At 40.2% G+C, this 3,072-nt stretch carries 4 protein-coding genes; all 4 read left to right on the forward strand.

Going from position 1 to position 3,072, the window contains the following annotated elements; translation table 11 throughout:
- The first annotated feature begins 106 nt into the window (after positions 1 to 106).
- The 4 genes from KJB35_RS27780 to KJB35_RS27805 all read left to right on the forward strand — a co-directional run bounded on the left by KJB35_RS27780 (position 107) and on the right by KJB35_RS27805 (position 2,962).
- Positions 107 to 448, forward strand: coding sequence for a hypothetical protein (locus KJB35_RS27780; protein ID WP_285359148.1), 342 nt, complete (start codon positions 107 to 109; stop codon positions 446 to 448).
- A 684-nt stretch (positions 449 to 1,132) separates the two neighbouring features.
- Positions 1,133 to 1,810 carry a response regulator gene (locus KJB35_RS27790; RefSeq protein ID WP_042524158.1) on the forward strand — a complete coding sequence of 226 codons (678 nt, stop codon included), beginning with the start codon at positions 1,133 to 1,135 and terminating at the stop codon, positions 1,808 to 1,810.
- A 150-nt stretch (positions 1,811 to 1,960) separates the two neighbouring features.
- Complete coding sequence (locus tag KJB35_RS27795) at positions 1,961 to 2,305, forward strand: DUF6559 family protein (protein ID WP_285358891.1); 345 nt, start codon at positions 1,961 to 1,963, stop codon at positions 2,303 to 2,305.
- Between the two features lie 144 nt (positions 2,306 to 2,449).
- On the forward strand, positions 2,450 to 2,962 hold the full coding sequence (locus KJB35_RS27805) for a hypothetical protein (RefSeq protein WP_285358892.1): 513 nt from the start codon (positions 2,450 to 2,452) through the stop codon (positions 2,960 to 2,962).
- The last annotated feature ends 110 nt before the right edge of the window (positions 2,963 to 3,072 follow it).

Genomic DNA, 3,072 nt, shown 5'->3' on the forward strand with positions numbered 1-3,072 from the left:
TTAGCAGGGCGTTATGTGTTTAATCTCAATCGCAGTTTTGGAGTCATATCTTAGATATCATCACTCCGGCTTGTCATAATAGTTTGGTTGAATATGGAGATTAGTGATGAACAGTTTATTGGAAGCGCTCATTAAGCAAGGATATAAGGCTAAAGCTGACGCAAACCTAATTAGTATTCGTCTTTCATGGGCAACAATGCCAGTCTTAATTACTCGAAACATACAACAGAATGTGTATGAACTAAAGTTACAGTATTGGCGATATATTGTTGTAATTATTGCTTTTTCATTTAATGCGCGTATTAGCGTCAAACTTGAAAACTCTGTAAGCCCCATTTTATGGGGCACCTTATCACTTTTGTACTTAGTTTCTGCATTTCTTGTTCATCATAAAGCTAGGGAACTGCAAAAGTATGTAGATTCTATTAACTGCGTAGATCACACATAACAAAGCGTTTAAGGCAGATTCGCAACGCTCTGCATTTTCAGTTTGATTCAACTTTAGTGTTTACGGAACAATGGTTTAGGTAGGGTGGCCAACGTTGCTCACTACTTAACTCGGCGTTAGTACGGGTTTGGCATTAAATGTCATAAGTTTTGGTGTGTATCTGTTTTGGCGCTCGTCTTTACACCTTTCAGTTAGTGCCTTTCACGTTCTTTCCGGTGGCACTATATACGGAGTGTTCGTTTTGATTTCACCGTTTACGGTTTCTAACTCTTAGCCTATTTCTTTGGAGCTTCTTCATTTTCGTGGTGGCTTTTGAGAGAACCTTGATTATTTTTGGTGTGGCTGTTGAAGTACGAGGAAAGAATCCTATTCTAATTTGAAGCCAGTGAAAGTAGGGCTGTTCAGTGCATTTTTCTTCTAGACAATTTTCGTCTTTCATCTGGGGTAAAGTTTTGTAGCTGCCCGTCTCACTTCAGTGTTCAAAGCCTTTCATATCATGCCACTTTTCAATATCTTGGAGCGCATAAATAGAAGTAGCGCATGTACTAACAAATTGCTTAAGAGTGATTCGTAACGCGTGGCATTTCTACTTTGCGGTGGCTTATGTGATTAAGGCGCTGTGCGGTAGCTTTTGTATTGCGTTACTCACACCTTAGCAAGGCGTTAGCCATATAGGAGATATAAATGATATTTGGGGAAATAGATTTAGTAAAGCTCATGGAAGCCTTATCTAAAATCCTGTGGCCTTTGATTTTTGTGTACTTATTGTTTTCTTTTAAAAGCACGATTAAATCATTAATTGAGTCAGCGACATCACGGAAATTTACACTAAAAGTTGCTGGTAATGAGCTTACGATGGATGAAGTTACAGAGCAGCAAAGAATTATTATTTCTGATATGCAAAGTGAAATAGGTGACCTAAGAAAAGTAGTAGATGCTCTTTCGTCACGTGACGATACTCCCTTAATTATTGATGAATCACATAGAGCGGAAAGTCAACGAATCAGTAGAGTATTGTGGGTAGATGATCAACCACAAAACAATGCATTTTTGATCGCTAACTTAGAGTCTATGGGAGTTACTGTGAAAACGGCGGAGTCTACTAAATCTGCATTAAATATGTACCGAAATGGCAGATATGACAGTGTTATATCAGATATGGGAAGACCGGAAGGAGACCGTGCTGGAATTGAGTTAGCTCGTGAAATTCGGATGATGGATAATGAAATCCCTATACATATTTATTGTGGTGGCTGGGCTGCCAAAAACTTGAGAGACGAAGCAATAGAGGCTGGAGTTAATAGTATAACTTCCTCTGGCACAGTATTGTTAAGTTCTTTAGACATTGGAGTACATGGCTAACAAAGCATTTAAGAGTGATTCGCAACGCTTGGCGGTTTCGCTTCGCTCAAGTATAGCCAAGCGCCGCTCACACCTTAATGCGGCGTTAAGTGCATTCGATGTCAACATGACTCAATTGCATGTAATTTTTTTGTGATAGGAAGCAGCGATATGATGAAGCTTATAGAACCATGGTTGTTTCACCGTAGGGCTATGTACATTGCAAGGAAGTTAATTCCACTGCTTCTCTTTTATGGAAAAAAGACTAGATACTCTAAGGAAGAAGTGGACTATGCAATTGAAAGATCAAAATTATCGAAAAAGCACGTAACACTAGCATATGCTATTTATTGTGTAGACTTGTCGCAAGATGACTTCCACAGAAGTGAAAGTTTCGAAGAGTACTTATCTCACAAATGTAAGTATGATCCAGCAAATCAACGATTTGATGTCGCCTCTTTTGCTCACTACTCTTTGGGTGATTGCACTTCTAACGATGGTGGAGGTGGCGAGTGATGCACTTAACAAATTGTTCAAGAGTGATTCGGCACGCGTGGCATTTTTACTATGCGTTGGTTTTAGTGGTTAAGGTGGTATGTGGAAGCTTCGGTATTGCGTGCCTCACACCTTAACAAGGCGTTATGCATATTAGAGAGAATAATGAACTCATATACGAGCGAATGTAAAAGGTTGTCTATCAATGCACGAACTGCAATTGGTCTGCTTATCTTTGAGCGCTTCTGTGTTCTTCGTGGTTTAGAACTTCATGATAATCAGGAGTTTTTAGAGCACTTATGGGATTGGTTCCTCGTTGATGGTCCAGACGAATTCGAGCCTTGGGAATCTAAACGACCCACTTTAGTAAATTGTGGACTAGGTGACGAATTTCCCGAGGATTTACAGCTTTCCCTCGATCAAAACGGTATCGGCGAGAGTCAGTTTAGGACTATTGTCGGTGGCGTAACCGATATTTTATGGGGTAGTTTTTGGGGAGCGGCTGAAAACGAACAATCAATGGCTGCACTTGAAAGTGTCATTTCAGCTAGTGGCATAGAACAACTGCCGGTTTTAACACCCTTCAAGTTCTCATTGTTTTCACAAAACGAAGGTTGGGGTGACAAAGTCACACCTCAAGATTTGGAGTTTTGGCGCACCTGTGTGAAATATGCATAACAAATTGTTCAAGAGTGATTCGGCACGCGTGGCATTTTTACTATGCGTTTGTTTTGGTGGTTAAGGTGTTATGCGGAAGCTTAGGTATTGCGCGCCTCACACCTTAACAA

Source organism: Vibrio sp. D431a, assembly GCF_030248655.1.
GTDB classification, from domain to species: domain Bacteria; phylum Pseudomonadota; class Gammaproteobacteria; order Enterobacterales; family Vibrionaceae; genus Vibrio; species Vibrio alginolyticus.

Excerpts from the sequence above, each read along its gene's own strand:
- KJB35_RS27795 (WP_285358891.1), top strand. The coding sequence starts at position 1,961 with ATGATGAAGCTTATAGAACCATGGTTGTTTCACCGTAGGGCTATGTAC.
- KJB35_RS27790 (WP_042524158.1), top strand. The coding sequence starts at position 1,133 with ATGATATTTGGGGAAATAGATTTAGTAAAGCTCATGGAAGCCTTATCT.
- KJB35_RS27780 (WP_285359148.1), top strand. The coding sequence starts at position 107 with ATGAACAGTTTATTGGAAGCGCTCATTAAGCAAGGATATAAGGCTAAA.
- KJB35_RS27805 (WP_285358892.1), top strand. The coding sequence starts at position 2,450 with ATGAACTCATATACGAGCGAATGTAAAAGGTTGTCTATCAATGCACGA.